The 14130-nt window shown below is 73.1% G+C and carries 16 protein-coding genes; 12 read left to right on the top strand and 4 right to left on the bottom strand.

The window, feature by feature from the left end; all coding sequences use genetic code 11:
- Positions 1–52: 52 nt before the first annotated feature.
- On the top strand, positions 53–1450 hold the full coding sequence (gene eccD, locus ACLQ3F_RS16875; protein WP_357200011.1) for a type VII secretion integral membrane protein EccD: 1398 nt from the start codon (positions 53–55) through the stop codon (positions 1448–1450).
- Positions 1451–1469: 19 nt separating this feature from the next.
- Here the strand turns inward: eccD and ACLQ3F_RS16870 are convergent, their stop codons facing one another.
- On the bottom strand, positions 1470–2657 hold the full coding sequence (locus ACLQ3F_RS16870; RefSeq protein ID WP_425849922.1) for a type VII secretion protein EccE: 1188 nt from the start codon (positions 2655–2657) through the stop codon (positions 1470–1472).
- A 163-nt stretch (positions 2658–2820) separates the two neighbouring features.
- Between ACLQ3F_RS16870 and eccB the strand changes: the two genes are divergently transcribed.
- From eccB to ACLQ3F_RS16830, 8 genes are all read left to right on the top strand, one after another.
- The gene (gene eccB, locus ACLQ3F_RS16865) at positions 2821–4413 is read left to right on the top strand and encodes a type VII secretion protein EccB (protein ID WP_425849919.1); all 1593 of its coding nucleotides are present in this window, start codon (positions 2821–2823) and stop codon (positions 4411–4413) included.
- Between the two features lie 46 nt (positions 4414–4459).
- On the top strand, positions 4460–4870 hold the full coding sequence (locus tag ACLQ3F_RS16860) for a hypothetical protein (RefSeq protein WP_355004994.1): 411 nt from the start codon (positions 4460–4462) through the stop codon (positions 4868–4870).
- Positions 4863–6158, top strand: a complete 1296-nt coding sequence (locus ACLQ3F_RS16855; protein WP_357264289.1) for a WXG100 family type VII secretion target — start codon at positions 4863–4865, stop codon at positions 6156–6158. The genes ACLQ3F_RS16860 and ACLQ3F_RS16855 overlap by 8 nt, the downstream gene beginning before the upstream one ends.
- 245 nt (positions 6159–6403) lie before the next feature.
- A complete protein-coding gene (locus tag ACLQ3F_RS16850) occupies positions 6404–6724 on the top strand; it encodes a hypothetical protein (protein WP_357200024.1) in 321 nt (106 codons plus the stop codon).
- A gap of 158 nt (positions 6725–6882) precedes the next feature.
- Complete coding sequence (locus tag ACLQ3F_RS16845) at positions 6883–7701, top strand: hypothetical protein (protein ID WP_357264292.1); 819 nt, start codon at positions 6883–6885, stop codon at positions 7699–7701.
- A 33-nt stretch (positions 7702–7734) separates the two neighbouring features.
- The gene (locus ACLQ3F_RS16840; RefSeq protein WP_357200030.1) at positions 7735–8076 is read left to right on the top strand and encodes a YkvA family protein; all 342 of its coding nucleotides are present in this window, start codon (positions 7735–7737) and stop codon (positions 8074–8076) included.
- Positions 8077–8107: 31 nt separating this feature from the next.
- Entirely contained in the window at positions 8108–8515 is a 408-nt protein-coding gene (locus ACLQ3F_RS16835; RefSeq protein WP_357200033.1) for a pyridoxamine 5'-phosphate oxidase family protein, read from the top strand.
- A gap of 224 nt (positions 8516–8739) precedes the next feature.
- Positions 8740–9384, top strand: a complete 645-nt coding sequence (locus ACLQ3F_RS16830) for a C39 family peptidase (protein ID WP_357227586.1) — start codon at positions 8740–8742, stop codon at positions 9382–9384.
- A 10-nt stretch (positions 9385–9394) separates the two neighbouring features.
- Here ACLQ3F_RS16830 and ACLQ3F_RS16825 read toward each other — a convergent pair whose 3' ends face one another.
- The gene (locus tag ACLQ3F_RS16825; RefSeq protein WP_425849914.1) at positions 9395–10708 is read right to left on the bottom strand and encodes an FUSC family protein; all 1314 of its coding nucleotides are present in this window, start codon (positions 10706–10708) and stop codon (positions 9395–9397) included.
- Positions 10709–10881: 173 nt separating this feature from the next.
- Between ACLQ3F_RS16825 and ACLQ3F_RS16820 the strand changes: the two genes are divergently transcribed.
- On the top strand, positions 10882–11481 hold the full coding sequence (locus ACLQ3F_RS16820) for a hemerythrin domain-containing protein (protein ID WP_425849912.1): 600 nt from the start codon (positions 10882–10884) through the stop codon (positions 11479–11481).
- A 67-nt stretch (positions 11482–11548) separates the two neighbouring features.
- On the opposite strand, the gene ACLQ3F_RS16815 is transcribed toward ACLQ3F_RS16820, so the two are convergent.
- Positions 11549–11731, bottom strand: a complete 183-nt coding sequence (locus tag ACLQ3F_RS16815) for an antitoxin (RefSeq protein WP_091395189.1) — start codon at positions 11729–11731, stop codon at positions 11549–11551.
- Between the two features lie 201 nt (positions 11732–11932).
- Between ACLQ3F_RS16815 and ACLQ3F_RS16810 the strand changes: the two genes are divergently transcribed.
- Complete coding sequence (locus ACLQ3F_RS16810; RefSeq protein WP_357200046.1) at positions 11933–13033, top strand: AI-2E family transporter; 1101 nt, start codon at positions 11933–11935, stop codon at positions 13031–13033.
- 3 nt (positions 13034–13036) lie between these two features.
- On the opposite strand, the gene ACLQ3F_RS16805 is transcribed toward ACLQ3F_RS16810, so the two are convergent.
- Positions 13037–13687 carry a dienelactone hydrolase family protein gene (locus ACLQ3F_RS16805; RefSeq protein WP_425849909.1) on the bottom strand — a complete coding sequence of 217 codons (651 nt, stop codon included), beginning with the start codon at positions 13685–13687 and terminating at the stop codon, positions 13037–13039.
- A gap of 191 nt (positions 13688–13878) precedes the next feature.
- On the opposite strand from ACLQ3F_RS16805, the gene ACLQ3F_RS16800 reads away from it, so the two are divergent.
- Positions 13879–14073, top strand: a complete 195-nt coding sequence (locus ACLQ3F_RS16800; protein ID WP_355004984.1) for a hypothetical protein — start codon at positions 13879–13881, stop codon at positions 14071–14073.
- The last annotated feature ends 57 nt before the right edge of the window (positions 14074–14130 follow it).

The following is a 14130-nucleotide window of genomic DNA, read 5'->3' as shown; positions in this document are numbered from 1 at the left end:
CGGACCGCGGCATCCCAGCCAGCCGATCACAGACGCACACCTGGAGGCCACTGTGGCGACGAAGACGGCGACCGGCGGTCTCAGCCGGATCACCATCGTGGCCCCGCGTACCCGGATGGACCTGGCGCTGCCGTCGGACGTGCCGTTGGCCGACCTGCTCCCCACTCTGCTGCGCTACGCCGGTGAGGACATGGCCGACGAGGGTGCGCGGCACGGCGGCTGGGCACTGTCCCGGTTGGGCGGTGCGCCCCTCGACGGTGGTCGTACCGCGGCGCAGCTCAGCGTCCGGGACGGTGAGGTGCTCTACTTCAACCCCCGGTCCGACGCCGCGCCGGAGATCGTCTTCGACGACGTGGTGGACGCGGTCGCCACCGCGACCAACCAGCGCCCGGGCGCCTGGCAGGTCGGCGCGACCCGATCCTTCGCTGTGGTCTTCGCGGCGGCGGCGCTCGGTGCCGGCGCGCTCGCCGCCCTCTTCGCCGGTCCGCCGCACCTGCCTGGCGCGCTGGCCGCGCTGCTGGTCGCGGTGGCGCTGCTGGTGGGCGCGGCGGTGCTGTCCAGGGCCGCCGGTGACAGCGGCATCGGCGCGGTGCTGGCCCTGGTCGGCCTGGTGCACGCGGCCACCGGCGGCCTGCTGCTGCTGGCCGGTGATCGGGCACTGACCGACCTGGCCAGTCCGCATGTCCTGCTCGCGGCGACCGCCGCGGTGGTGGCCGGCGCGGTGGCGGTGCTGGCGGTCGGCGACCGGTACCCTCTCTTCTTCGCCGCGATCGGGGTCGCGGCCGCGACCGGCCTGGGCGCCGTGCTCTGCCTGGCCCTCGACCTCGACGCGGCGGCCTCCGCCTCGGTGGTCGCCGCTGTCGCGTTCGGCGTGGTGCCGGCGCTGCCGATGATGGCCTACCGGCTGGCCCGGCTGCCGGTGCCGTCGATTCCGACCGGTCCGGAGGACCTGAAGACCGACAGCGAGTCGGTGGACGGCCGCCAGGTGCTCCAGCAGAGCGAGCGCGCCGACGCGTTCCTGACCGGTCTGCTGTGGACGGTGTCGCTGCTGGTGCTGGGCGCGCAACTCGTGCTGGCCCTGGACGGGCGCCTGCCCGCGGTGCTGCTCTGCCTGGTGCTGGCCCTGCTGGCACTGCTGCGGGCCCGCCCCCTCCTGGGCCGGGCGCAGCGCACCCCGGTGCTGCTGGCCGGCACCGTGGGTCTGGGCCTGGCCGCCGCGACCACCTTCGCCGGTGGGTCGCTGCCGGTCCGGCTCGGCCTGATCCTGGGCGGTCTGGTGCTCGCCGCGGTGATCAGCCTGATCTACGGTCTGACCGTCGCCGGCAAGCGCATCTCGCCGGTCTGGGGCCGTCTGCTCGACATCGCCGAGATCCTGCTCATCATCTCGCTGGTGCCGCTCGCCTTCTGGGTCTGCGGCCTCTACGGCTGGATCGTCAACCTCCGCCCCTGACCGTGCGCCCCCGCACCGGTCAGCGCGACCGCAGATCGGTGGAGACGCCCAGCGCCGACGCGACCGGAGCGGTGGCGTAGACCCCCGGGCCGTGCTGACCGTCCATCGGCCGGGTGGACGCGCCCACCCGGCCGGCGACGTCGCGAACCACCTTGACCAGGGCCTCGACGTGGTTGTCCATCGCCGCGACCCGCAGCAGCGGTGCCGCCACCCGACCGTCCGACGAGACGGTCACGGCCACCGTGTGCGACGGTGCCGAGGTCGCGGTGATCGCGTCCACCAGCGGACCGAGCGGCGCGTCGAAGCGGCCCGGCAGAGCCATGCAGCGGTGCGTCCAGCCGCCGCCGCGCAACCCACGCCAACTCTCGGCCGGCGCCTCGGGCACCAGGTCGAGGCCGGCGGCCGAGACGATGGCCGCACGCAGCTCCTCCCGGCCCAGTGGGCGATGTGCCAGCCCCGCCGAGGTCAGCGCCTTGCCGAGCCGGCCGATGCCGGCAGCCACCGTCCGGTGTACGCCGGTCAACCCGCCGCCCCGGCTCACCGCCTCGACCCGGGCATCCCGGACGGTGAGCCGCACCGCCACCCAGACGGTCCGGTGAGCAGCCGGCGGCGCGCCGGGTGCCGGGTACCAGACCAACGTGTGCGCAACGACCTGGGCCCGGGAGACCGGGGCGCTGAAGTCCGCGAGCACCCGCAGCGCGCGGTCCACGGCGGCGGCGTCGACGGAGCCGACCGCCGCACCGGTGGCGGACTGCAGGGCGACGGCGGCGAACCAGCCCTGGTCGTCGCGCCCGATGCCGAGCCGGGTGCCTCGGTCGGTCAGCTCGATGACGCTCAGCTCGGGAGCGAGCGCAGCCAACCTCGGGTCGGTCGCCGTGCCGCTGGCCAGGGCTGCCAACGCCCGCTCACCACGTCGCCGCAGACGCCGGCGCAGCAGCAGGTCCTCGAACCACCAGCGGCCACCCCGACGGGCGAAGGCCGCCAGGACGACCAGCAGCGAAGCGACACCCGCCGCGGCGAGCACCCAGCTGGGTCCGGCCGTGGCGGCCCAGACGCCGACCACGCACAGCTCCAGTACGACGAGCTGCCCGACCAGCACGGGGCCGACCCGCCCACGGCCGGGCCGCTCGGCCGGGGGCGCCGGCCGGGTCGGAACGTCCACAGGGTCCGTGACCGCTCGGACGGGTGGCGCCTGAACCTGCGTCATCGCTGACTGTCCCTCCTGCACGGTACGACTCTGCGCCGGGTCTTCTCCGGTGCCGGCCACGAGCGGTGGTCCCAAGGAACCACAGTCGGCCCCTTATCGTAGGGAAGCCCGCGACGGCACCCCGACCCTGATCGTCGCGGATCCACCCCGCCGGAGGTAAGTCATGCGGACCCGCCGCGATCAGGTGCAGGCGTACCGCTTCGTCACCCGCCGCATCGTCTCCGCCTTGCTGTCGGGCGATCCGGAGACCACCAACCTGCCGATGCGACGTCTCGGCATGGCCGTCTTCGGCAGTGTCCTCACCGCGGCCATCGTGCTGGGCGGGGTCGGGGCCTACGGCCAGTTGACCGGTGGCGCGGCACCGCTGGACGACCAGACCCTGGTCATCGAACGGGAAACCGGCGCGACGTACGTGTTCATCGAGGGCAAGTTGCACCCGACGCTCAACTACACCTCGGCACGCCTCATCGTGAACGATGCGAGTGCCCAGGTGCGGACGATGTCCCAGGCGTCGCTGCGGGACCGGCCGCGCGGCGTCACCGTCGGCATCGTCGGGGCGCCTGACGCCCTGCCGGACCGCAAGTCGCTGACCGGCCTGCCCTGGTCGGTCTGCGACGTGCCCGACCCGGTCGACCGGCAGCGTTCCAGCACCCGGCTGGTGATCGACCGGGCGCTGCCCGGCGGCACGCCGCTGGGTGACCGGGCGGTGCTGGTCTCGGTGAACGACCAGCGGTACCTGGTCACCAACAACACCCGACTCCAGCTGCTCGATCCGTCCCGCACGATCACGGCGCTGCGGATGGCCGGCACCGAGCGACTCCAGGTCGGACAGCAGCTGCTCAACGCCGTGCCGGCCGGGCCACCGCTGCGCCGGCCGTCACTGCCCGGCGAGGGTCAGCCCAGCAGCCGCACTGTGGCAGGGCAGACGTACGACGTCGGTTCGGTGTTCAAGGCCGCCGGGCGGCACTACGTGCTGACCCGGGACGCTCTCGTCTCGATCAGTGAGATCACCGCTCTGCTGCTCGTCAGCAACGGCGGTCGGATCACCGACATCACCCCGAACCAGGCCAGCGAGGCATTCGAGGAGCGGCGGATCGAGGAGGAGGGGGTGCCGGCGACGATGCCCGCCCTCTACCCGGCCCAGCCCGGTCAGACCACGCTGTGCGCGACGTACCGCAAGGGCAGCGCGGGCGGCCCGCCGACGACCACCCTGGAGGTCTTCGACCGGGTGCCGACCGAGTTGACCGACAGCGATCCGGGCCTGGTGCCGGTGCGCCAGACCAGGCGCGACGCGGTACGCACCGCTGAGGCGGTGCTGCTGCCCGGCGGCAAGGGTGTCATCGCGCAGGCCTCGCCCGGTGCCGGGACCAGCGGTTCCGGTGCCGCCGGGTCGACGATCTACCTGATCAGCCCGCAGGGCATCCGGTATCCGCTCGCTTCGGCGGAGACCCTCGACGTGCTCGGTTACGGCGGGATCACCCCGCTGGCGGTGCCCGGCTCCCTGCTCGCACTGATCCCGACCGGGCCGACGCTGGACCGCGAGGACGCGTTCGCCGTCTTCGCTGCCGACGGACCGGCACCGACCGCACCGCCGTCGACCGCGCCGAGGTCGGGCTCGCCGTCAGCGGCACCGCCGTCGGGTATGCCGTCCGCCGCGCCACCGTCGGGGTCGACATCGTCGAGTCCCGCCAGTGGCACCCCGTCGAGCGGTGGGACCGGCGGAGGGTCCGCGGAATCGACCGACGCCGACGGCTGAGCAGCTTCGACGGGTCGCCCGGAGTCGCACTGGTGGACTAACCTGGATGCCGCTGACGGTTGTCAACCAGAACGACGGGGATGTTGCCATGGCCGGGCGTACGGAAGTCGACCTGTTGTCCCTTGAGGACTTCCACGAGCACCTGGCGTCGCGGTTGAGCCAGGCCGAGTCGGTGCTGCGCAAGCTCAACACCGAGATGCAGTGCCGTCCTCCGGCCCTGGGCTCGTTCTTCGACGCCACCGACAAGGCGCGTCGCTACAGCGAGGTCCACCAGTCCTATGTCGACCAGGCCGAACGGATCCGGCAGGCGGTGCTGGCGGCACAGCAGGCGACGAGCACGATCCTGAACAACTACCGCACCGCCGAGGCACGTAACGCGGCGAACGCCGACGATGTCACCGCCGCGCTGACCCCGGTCGACCGGGCGTTGCAGCCGAAGGAGGACGGGCGTGTCTGACTACACCCAGCGCTACCAGGGCAACAGTCACCAGCAGCTGTACGACGGCCTGATGGCGGGCAAGCCGGAGCAGATCGAGGGCGTGGCCACCCAGTGGGCCGAGCTCAAGGGCATCCTCGACGGTCTCGGCCGGGAGCTGAGCGGCGACCTCGACAAGCTCGCCAACACCTGGACGGGTTCGGCGGGTCAGGAGTTCCACCGGCGACTCAGCTTCATCGTCGCCCACACTGACGCGCTGGGCGAAGGGATGGCCGGCATCAGGCAGGGGTTGACCATGATGGCCGACCATCTGCGCGACGCCCACAAGCAGGCTGAGAGCCCGGAGGAGACCGACGACAACGACAAGGCGATCGGCGGTGCGATCAAGGGTGGCGCGGTCTTCGGTCTGACCGGTCTGATCGTCGGAGGCATCGCGGGTCACCAGCAGGACAAGGCAGAGCAGGAGAAGGCCCACCAGCGGATGGTGAACCTGGTGGCCGGCCTGGCCAACAGTTACGAGATCTCCGCCTACGACCGGGTGGTCGAACCGCCCCCACCGGATCCGGACACGCCGACCACCGCCCGGAAGGACCCGACGACGCCACAGAGCGTCTCGGCGATCGCCCGGGTGAGCGGCGGCCCCCACACCGGCGCCGACACCGGCCGCAAGGGTGACGCGACCATCTCGACGCCCGACCATGTCGCCCAACTGCCGGGCGACGGTTCGACGCCGGGCGAGGTCGGCGCGGTCACCGGCGGCGGGGCTGCTGTCGTCACCGTTCCGACCGGCGCTGGCAGCGACCTCGCTGGCGGCGGCACGTCCCTCGCCGGAGCCGACCCGCTTCTCGGCGGCGCGCTGCTCGGCGGGGGTGCCGCCGGGCTGGTCGGGCTGTCCGGGCCGGCCGGCGCGCCCACCGCGGCGAGCACCGGTCCCGGCCTGCTCTACGGGGCGCAGGGCGGGGCACCGGCCGGCGGGGTGTTGCGCAGCGGCGCGCTCGCCGGCTCGGGCAGCGCGGCCCCCACCTCGGCTCGACCGACCGGCGGTGGCGCGGCCCCGGCGGAGACCCGCGCCGCCAACGGGGTCGGGCGCAGCATCGACGGCCAGCGTGGCGGGAGCGGCGGCCGTCCGGCCATGACCGGTGGCAACGCCCGGCCGGGGTCCGGCGGCGGTCGTCCCGGTGTGCTCGGCGGGCAGGGGCGTGCGCAGGACGACGACTCCGACGAGCGGCTGACCTGGCTGACCGAGGACGAGATGGTGTGGCAGGGCGACGACAAAGCCGCGCCCCCGGTGCTCGGCACCGGCGACTGACCACGGCCCACCGCCGGCCAGCACGCACCACCGGCGGTGCGCCCCCGACGATTGACGGTGCCCCCGATCGGACCCGATCCGGTCGGGGGCGTTGCCGTTTCCGGGCCCTGATCGGCGGTGTCCACAGTGCGCATGGTGGTGGCGGTCACGCCCGCGCCGCCCATCGCCGTGCTGCGGTTGGCCGGAACGGGCGATAGGTTGGTCAGGTGTCGTCAGCAGCGTCCGTCCGCCCAGCCAGGTGGGCTGTGCTGCGGTCACTGCGGGAACTGACCCGCCTGGCGGTCACCGCGCTCGTCCTCGCGGTCGGCCTCGGTGCCGCTCTCGCCGCGACCCCACCGCCCACCCCCACGCCGCTGCGGCCCAGCGCCGTGAGCAGCCGGGTGGCGAGTGTCAGCCCCGACGCCGGCCCGGCCGACGAGCGAGCCGGCCAGCCCGCTGAAGCCCCGCCGGCTGGCACGCTCGACACCGCCACGGCGACCGCTCCGGTCGCGGCGGGCCCGGTGCACGTCCCGGCCGCCGATCCCGGCCGTGGCTCTCCCGCACGACGCGGCCCACCCACCCGCTGAGCCAGGCCCGGCGATCCCCGGGGCCCGATCCCGGCTGATCCTCCCGCACGGCACCTGAGTTCGCCGTCCACGGGATCATCCCGCCACCGGGCCGACCGGTGCTGCCGCGCCTTCCTGCCGCCCGTCGATACCCGCCTTCGACCGCGAGGTGCTGTTACATGCAAACCATCCTCTCCGCCGTCCTGCCCGACCTCTCCCGGGCCGCCGTCATCTGGCTGAGCCTGCTCGGGGTGGTAGCCGTCGCTGTCTCCGCTCTCCTGCTGCGACCCGGCCGGCTCCGCTTCGACCCGGGTTCCCGGATCCGGCGCGCCGCAATGCCGAGCCAACTTGAGCAGGCCCAGGAGGAGCGGGAGCAGAGCCGTTACGCGCAGGAGGTCGCGGTGGCCGCCGAGCGGGCGACCACCACCGTGCAGCGCCGCCGGACGGAGTGGGTTGCCGCGCAGGAGGCGGTCGAGGCGGCCTGGCTGGCGTACGAGGCGGCCGAGGCTGGCGTACGGCGGTTGGACGCGGCGGCCGCCATGCCGCTGCCGCACACCGCACGGACCCCCGCCGAGTACGCGGACCGCGAGCGCTACCTGCACCGGGCGGCGCTGGATGCGTACTGGCGGCGGGACCTGTCGGTGGAGCAGCTCAGCGACGTCTTCGCGCACCGCGACGGCTGGGACCCGCGACTGCACCCGGTCGAGCAGGAGCTGGTGCTCCAGCGGGCGATCCGGGACAACCTGGCGGCCCGGCACGCCGCAGCCCGCGAGCGGGAGCAGAGCGCGTGGCGAGCGGCGGAGTTGGCGGTTGCCGCGGCTCGCAGTCTGCGCGAGGAGGCGCACGCCGCGAGCGGGCGACGGGTCGCCGAGTCCGCGTCCGTGCTGCCGCTGAGCGAGGTTGCCCGGCCGGTGGGCGCGCAGCCTCGGGAGAACGTCGAGCAGACCCGGGAGAACAAGGTGACCGCTCGCGGCCGTGCGACGGTGCCCGCGTTCTGAGCCGCGCGGGCTCGGGTGGGTTAGCGTGACGGCATGTCCCGACAGGCGTGGGTCCTCGTGGTGATCGCCAGCATCCTGGCGCTCGCCACACTGGTCGGTGCCGTGGTGCTGGCGGTGCGGGTGGTGCGTACCCGGCGGATGCTGACCGGGCTGGGCGCGGGCGGCAAGGTCGCCTTCTACGGGGCGCTGATCTACACGGTCTTCCCGGTCGACGTGCTGCCGGACCCGATCTACCTGGATGACATGGGGGTCCTGGCCGCCGCGCTGATCTACCTGACCCGGCTGGTGCACCAACGTCGGGCGGCAGGCCGCCAGCTGCCCGGTCAGCCGGACGCCCCGCCGGATCGGGGCCAGGTGCGCCGCCGCGTGCCATGATCGGGATCGGTTCGGCGGACAGGGGACGGGCATGGCGGGCGATCATCGGTTGGACGTGCACGATGAGCGGGTTGTCGCCTTCTGCGCCGAACGACACCTGGCGACGCTGACCACCCTGCGGGCGGACGGTACCCCGCACGTCGTACCGGTCGGGGTGACGCTCGACCCGGCGGCCGGCCTGGCCCGGGTCATCACCTCCGGCGCCTCCCGCAAAGCCCGTCAGGTGGCGGCTGCCGGCGCGGCGGGCGCGGCGGTGGCCGTGTGCCACGTGGATGGCCGCCGCTGGTTGACCATCGAGGGCCGCGCGGTGCTGCGGTCGGATCCGGCCGCGGTGGCGGAGGCGGAGCGGCGGTACGCCGAGCGGTACCGGACACCACGCCCGAATCCGGAGCGGGTGGTCATCGAGATCACCGTGACCAGGTTGTTGGGCAGCCTCTGAGCTGACCGTCTGTCCCCGATGACCGGTTCGGGTCGGGCAGGGATGTCGTGCGGGTCCCGGTGCCCTCAGCCGGCGGAATTCTCCGTGGAGCAGAGCCGTTACGCCCTCGGTACGCCCAGGGCCGAGACCACAGCTGGTCGGCCCCCGTGTTGCGCCGAGCGCCATTCCCGGTGCTGCCGCCCTCCGCTTGTCGGAGCCGACAACCCCCGAACGGAGACTCGACCATGAACCCGATCGTCCAGAAGAGCGGCCTGTCCGTCGTCGGCCTGCTCGTCGCCGGCGGCTGCGCCCTCGGCCCGGCGGTGGCCGCGCAGGCCGCGCCGGCACCCGCCGCTCCGGCTTCGTCGAGCCAGACCGACAGGCACGCCGAGCGGGTCCTTGGCGTCGACTACCAGGCCCAGCCGAACTTCTACTACTGCGGCCCGGCCGCGACCAGGATCGCGTTGTCCGCCCAGGGCAAGGCGCTCTCGCAGGACGAGGTGGCCCGGCTGCTCGGCACCACCGAGGCGGGCACCCCCTCGGCCCTGGACACCACCCGGGTGCTCAACGAACTGACCGGCGGCAAGTACCGGACCACCGAGATCCGTGATTCGGTGGCCCGCCCCGACCAGGTCGAGCAGTTGCGCCGTGACGTGCTGGCCGCGGTGGACGCCGGCCGCCCGGTGGTGGCCAACATCAAGGGCACGACAGTGGACACCGACGGCAACCCGCACTCGTACGAGGGTGGCCACTACCTGACCCTCGTCGGCTACCGCGACGGTGGTGACACGATCCGGGTCGCCGACCCGGCCGACCCGGCGTTGGGCGAGTACTGGATGAGCCTGCCGAAGGTCGCCAACTGGATCGCCGAGCGCGGCTACTCCTCCTGATCCGGACGCTTCACCGGGCCGGCCTCTCCCGTGCGGGGAGGCCGGCCCGTCCGTTGTCACGGCGGTTGGCGAGGTGCGCGCGTCGGCGGGCTCGGGCGGCTCGCGTCGGTGGGGCCCGGTGCAGTTGTCGGCGGAGTGGCGGGTGGATCTCGGCCTCGCCGGCTCCGGCCGCCCGGCGCACGATCCGGTTGGCGTCCTCGGGTTCGGAACCCGCTGCCCGGAGCAGGTCGCTGGCCGCGGTACGCAGCCCGGTGACGAGGGATTCGACGAACGACTTGACCCCGGTCGCCGATGCCCGCCCGGCCAACTCGGCGCACTGCTCGACCAGTCGACGGGTGCGCTGGGTGTCGTCGCCGACCTTGCACTCCGCACGCATCTCCGCCACCGCCTGACCCAGTCGGCCCATCGCGTCCGGCAGCTCCGGTGGGATCGGCTCGTCGTACTGCAAGGCAGTGGTCGACCAGCGGGCCATGGCGCGAGTGTCCAGCAGTAACCGCTCCAGGTGGCCCGCGCTGCGGGCGTAACGGTGGTACTGCTGCCGGCGGTGCCAGCGCACCGGGGCGATCGTCACCACTTCCTCGGCGCCGCTGAGCGCATCGTGCAACCGGCCCAGGTCGTCCTCGGTGCTGCGGAGCCGGTCGAGAACGCCCATGGTCCGGGCGACGTCGCGCTCGCGCAACGCCTGCGCCAGCTCGTCGAGCTGCTCGCAGAGGATCGCGAAGATCGGTGCCGCGGCCCGGTCCAGCACCCGCATCGGGTTGATCGGCAACAACAGCGCGACCACCACCAGGCCGACCGCCCCACCGACGAGCGCGTCGAAGATGCGGGGCACCTCCAGGCCGCGTTGCATCGGGGCCAGCGTGGCGATCAGCACGGCGGTACCGCCGGCCTGGCCGACGAGCGGACCGCCCTTACCGGCCACCAGCAACGCGCTGGCGATGGCCAACGCGACCACCACGCCGGTCTGCCACGGTCCCGAGCCGAGCAGGAATCGCAGCGTGTCGCCGATGATGATGCCCAGGGCCACGCCGCCCAACAGTTCGAAGGTCCGGCGGGCCCGCTGCCCGATGGCGGTGGCGATCGTACCGACGGCGGCGGCGGGTGCGAAGACGTGCGATCCCTGGCCGAGCAGATTCTTGGCGAGCAGGGCGGCGATGGCCGCGGCCAGCCCGGCCTGGATGGAGATCACCAGAGTGACCTCCCACTGCCGGGCCCGGATCCGGCCGGCCTGCCCGCCACGGTGCCGCACCCGCCGGACCGTCCGCTCGGCGGTCTCATCGAACCGCGACTGATCGCGGTCGGCGGGTGGGCGTTCGTCGGCCATGGCGGCGGTTACCCCGGCGGCGGCACGGCAATCGTGACGGCCGGGCACCACCCGCCACCGCAGGTACCAGAGACACCGTCGTACGCATCGTCAACCGTGGGTTTGTGCAGCCCCGTGGGGGTACCAGAGCCACACACCTCCCACCGATCCGCAACCGGTAAGGGGCCGTGACAATGACCAATCCACCGAACACCGACGACCACGACGCCGTCGACATCCTGATCTCCGATCATCGTGCGATCGAGGCGGTCCTCGTCGAGTTGGCGACCCGGCAGGGCACTGCCGAGCACCGCCGACACCTCGCCGACGTGGTGATCGCCGAACTCGTCCGCCACTCGGTGGCCGAGGAGGCGTACGTGTATCCGATCGCCCGAAAGGTGCTGCCCGACGGCAACGAGATCGCCGATCGGGAGATCGCGGAGCACGCCGACGCCGAGCGGACCATGAAGGAGCTGGAGTCGGCCGACCCGTCCGACCCCCGCTTCGACGAACTGCTCGCCCACCTGACCAGCACCGTCCGACACCACGTGGCGGAAGAGGAGAAGGAGCTCTTTCCGCGGCTGCGCGCGGCGACGGCCCGTGAGGAGCTGGTCGAGATCGCCGCCCGGGTGACGGTGATCAAGGAGATCGGGCCGACCCGGCCGCACCCGGGGAGCCCGGAGCACCCACCGGCGAACAAGCTGCTCGCCCCCGGCATCGGCCTGGTCGACCGGTTGCGTGACGCGTTGAGCGGCCGGCCGACCTCGATGGACGAGCTACGCGACAAGCGCTGACCCGCGTCGTCCGGACCCGGCACTCCCGGGTCGCCGAGGCTCGGCGACCCGGGAGAAGCGCGGCGGGTCAGCGGACCTGATCGCCCTCGCCGGTGCGCGCCTGGGCCTGGTCGACGCCCTTGTCGATCTGATCGCCGTACTTGCCGCCGGTGCGCTTGTCGGCCATGTCGCCGGCCTTCTCCGCACCCTGGTCGACCTGCTTGTCATGCTTGTCCGCGAAGTCCTTGGCCTTGTCCATGAAGTCACCCATGGCGTTCCTCCTCAGTCTGGTCCGTCCCCTTCGCGTTCCCTCGGCCGGACCACGCAAACGCCGCCGCTCCGGACGTGATTGGCGAACACCCACCGGCGTCACTCCGGCCGACGTACGATCCGCGCGGGCAACGGCCAGCGATTCGGGTGTCGGGGCACGACCGACCGGGTACCGACCTCGTCGACATCGAGGAGGACCGACATGGCCGCAGAGGTACCCGGACCGACAGGCGGCCCCGGGCCGCGCCAGACCTGGGCGGCGCTGCCGTGGCTGGTCCGGACCGCTGTGTTGTGGAGCGCCTGCCTGGTGGTGATCGCCGCGGGGCTCTACCTGCTTGGCCGGATCGCCGTCCTGTTGGCGCCGCTGGCCATCGCGCTGGCCGCCACCATCTTCCTCACCGCGCTGCTGGATCCGGTCCTGCTGCTGCTGCGCCGGTTGCGCCTGCCGGCGGCGCTGGCCGCGCTCTGCACCGTACTGCTGCTGCTCGGCATCCTGGTCGGCGTCGGCGCTCTGGTGTGGAACCTGACGGCCAGCCAGTTCGATCAGCTCAGCCAGGAGTTGACGCAGGGGGTCGAACGCAGCCGGGACTTCGTGACGTCCACCCTGCCGGTCAGCGAGGCACAGCTGGACCGGCTGGTCGACCAGGCTCGGGAAGGGCTCAGCGGCAGCTCACCGGATCCGGTGGCCGGCGCCCGGACCGCCACCGAGGTGTTCGGCTCCGCGCTGCTGGCTCTGGTGCTGCTCTTCTTCCTGCTCAAGGACGGCCGGTCCATGTGGCACTGGGTGCTGTCCCGGGCGTCCGGCCCGAACCAACCAGTGCTGGCCGAGGCCGGCCGCAACGGTTGGCAGACGTTGGGCGCGTACAGCCGGGGAACCATGTTCATCGCCGCGATCGACGCGCTGGGCATCGGGCTGGCTCTCGTGGTGCTGCGGGTGCCACTCGCCCTGCCGCTGGCGTTGATCACGTTCCTCGGCGGGTTCGTGCCGATCATCGGGGCGACGGTGGCCGGCGCGGTGGCGGTGCTGGTGGCGCTGGCAGCCAACGGGCCGACCACAGCGCTGCTCACCCTCGCGGCGGTGATCGCCGTGCAGCAGATCGAGGGCAACCTGCTGGAGCCGCTGGTCATGAAGCGGCAGGTCCGACTGCATCCGGCGGTGATCCTGGTGGCGGTCACCGCTGGCACGCTGATCGCTGGCATCGCTGGCGCCTTCGTCAGCGTCCCGATCACCGCCGTCCTCTGGCGCGTCATCGACACCGTCCAACAGCGCCGCTCGACCTCGGCTCTGCTGCCCTCGGAGTGATCATCACCGACCGAGGTGCGTGGTGAACCAGGTGCCAGCCTGATCGGCGACCTGCTCAAGGGTGCCGGCCTCCTCGAAGAGATGGGTGGCGCCGGGGATCACCCGCAACTCGCCGACCTCCCCCAACTCGGCCAGCGCCCGCTCGTTGAGCGTGATCACCTCTTCGTCCAGCCCGCCGACCAGGAGCAACGTCGGGGTACGCACCTGGGCCAGCGCGCTCCCGGCCAGGTCCGGCCGACCACCCCGGCTGACCACTGCGGCCACCCGATCGGCGCGGGACGACGCCGCGACCAGGGCAGCGGCAGCACCCGTGCTGGCCCCGAACAGGCCGATCGGCGCATCGCCGGCAGGACGCTCGACGGCCAGCCAGTCGACGATCCCGGCCAGCCGGCTGGCCAGCAGCCCGATGTCGAAGCGCAGTTCGGCTGTTCGCGCGTCCACCTCGTCCTCGGCCGGGGTGAGCAGGTCCGCCAGCACCGTGCCGAGCCCACTGTCGTTCAGCGTCCGGGCCACCGCCACATTGCGCGGGCTGTGCCGGGAACTGCCGCTGCCATGCGCGAACAGCACCACGCCGACCGGCTGGGCGGGCAGCGTCAGGTCGGCGGGGAGTTGAGCGTCCCCGACCGGAATGGTCACGCTGCGCTGCTCGTCCATGCCCCACCTCCGCGTACTCGCCGGTGGCCCGGTTACCCCGCCCGCCGCCGGGCACGCACGCCGCGACGGCGTTCACCCGGGGCCGTGCGCCCGCCGCCGGGCCGCGTTTGTCGGCTGGGGCGCCGGGTACGCGACGAGCGACCGCAGACCGTGTCGGCGCAGCCGCGCCCCGACGGATCGCGAGGATCGCCATGGCCAAGCAGCAGATTTCCCGGCAGCAGCAGCTGACCGAGCGAGCCCAGCGTGAACAGGACGCCGAGCGCAACCAGGACGTCGGGGACCAGGATTTCGGCGACCAGGCCGCTTCGGCCCGGCTGCCCGACGACCCGAAGGCGGCGGCGCCCCGGGACGCGATCGGGCGTCCGTCCACCGGCGAGCCGGTCTGATCCACCTCGACCGGCGAGCCGGTCTGATCCACCTCGACCGGCGAGCCGGTCTGATCC

The sequence above is a fragment of the Micromonospora sp. DT15 genome (assembly GCF_049841475.1).
Taxonomy (GTDB): Bacteria; Actinomycetota; Actinomycetes; order Mycobacteriales; family Micromonosporaceae; genus Micromonospora.
Note: the sequence above shows the minus strand (reverse complement) of the source record. Positions and strands in the feature narration are given on the sequence as shown.

Bases quoted from the DNA above. Each gene is read 5' to 3' on its own strand.
- ACLQ3F_RS16870 (WP_425849922.1), bottom strand. From the start codon at position 2,657: ATGACGCAGGTTCAGGCGCCACCCGTCCGAGCGGTCACGGACCCTGTG.
- eccB (WP_425849919.1), top strand. From the start codon at position 2,821: ATGCGGACCCGCCGCGATCAGGTGCAGGCGTACCGCTTCGTCACCCGC.
- ACLQ3F_RS16860 (WP_355004994.1), top strand. From the start codon at position 4,460: ATGCCGCTGACGGTTGTCAACCAGAACGACGGGGATGTTGCCATGGCC.
- ACLQ3F_RS16845 (WP_357264292.1), top strand. From the start codon at position 6,883: ATGCAAACCATCCTCTCCGCCGTCCTGCCCGACCTCTCCCGGGCCGCC.
- ACLQ3F_RS16840 (WP_357200030.1), top strand. From the start codon at position 7,735: ATGTCCCGACAGGCGTGGGTCCTCGTGGTGATCGCCAGCATCCTGGCG.
- ACLQ3F_RS16835 (WP_357200033.1), top strand. From the start codon at position 8,108: ATGGCGGGCGATCATCGGTTGGACGTGCACGATGAGCGGGTTGTCGCC.
- ACLQ3F_RS16830 (WP_357227586.1), top strand. From the start codon at position 8,740: ATGAACCCGATCGTCCAGAAGAGCGGCCTGTCCGTCGTCGGCCTGCTC.
- ACLQ3F_RS16825 (WP_425849914.1), bottom strand. From the start codon at position 10,708: ATGGCCGACGAACGCCCACCCGCCGACCGCGATCAGTCGCGGTTCGAT.
- ACLQ3F_RS16820 (WP_425849912.1), top strand. From the start codon at position 10,882: ATGACCAATCCACCGAACACCGACGACCACGACGCCGTCGACATCCTG.
- ACLQ3F_RS16815 (WP_091395189.1), bottom strand. From the start codon at position 11,731: ATGGGTGACTTCATGGACAAGGCCAAGGACTTCGCGGACAAGCATGAC.
- ACLQ3F_RS16810 (WP_357200046.1), top strand. From the start codon at position 11,933: ATGGCCGCAGAGGTACCCGGACCGACAGGCGGCCCCGGGCCGCGCCAG.
- ACLQ3F_RS16805 (WP_425849909.1), bottom strand. From the start codon at position 13,687: ATGGACGAGCAGCGCAGCGTGACCATTCCGGTCGGGGACGCTCAACTC.
- ACLQ3F_RS16800 (WP_355004984.1), top strand. From the start codon at position 13,879: ATGGCCAAGCAGCAGATTTCCCGGCAGCAGCAGCTGACCGAGCGAGCC.